The 507-nt window shown below is 38.1% G+C and carries 1 protein-coding gene; it reads right to left on the minus strand.

Going from position 1 to position 507, the window contains the following annotated elements; genetic code table 11:
- The coding region (locus tag R0K30_RS21035) for a hypothetical protein (RefSeq protein WP_410612696.1) at window positions 1-307 on the minus strand (307 nt) is incomplete at its 3' end.
- Window positions 308-507 lie beyond the last annotated feature (200 nt).

A 507-nucleotide genomic window follows, 5' to 3' on the forward strand; every position in this document is an offset into this window, starting at 1 on the left:
CATGTCCCAGCCAGCGTAAGCTAAAGCCTGTGTTTAAACTCATAGGCTGTTGCTCACCAATAAATTGGCAGTTTTCGCTGTCTTTTTCGCATTGTAATTTAGGGCTAGCTGGGTAGCAGTTGCTTTTACAGGTCGTCGGGTAAGTTTTTTTACCCGGGTAGAGATTATTAAACCGTCCTTCTCGCTCGCCATTTTGATGTAGCGGGGTAATGGTTTGCTCCCCTGCAATAACTTCAACATGGTTAGCTGTTTGGCAGGCGCTGAGCATTGTGAATGCAAGTATTAGGGTAATGGCTTTGAACTTCATTTTACTGTTCTAATTATTATTATTTTGTAAAAGTATAACAACAACAGCTGATTATCGAAGAGCTTAAAGGTAACAAAAAGTAACAATAAAAAAGCCTACAATTGAGTAGGCTTAGTAAACGAGTTTATAGTAATTAGCCTGTAGTATTCATTTGCTCAATAAATTTATTTGAGTCTTCAATCGACTTATTCATGTCATTC

It is taken from the genome of Bacillus sp. SIMBA_154 (assembly GCF_046536015.1).
Taxonomy (GTDB): Bacteria; Bacillota; Bacilli; order Bacillales; family Bacillaceae; genus Bacillus; species Bacillus pumilus_P.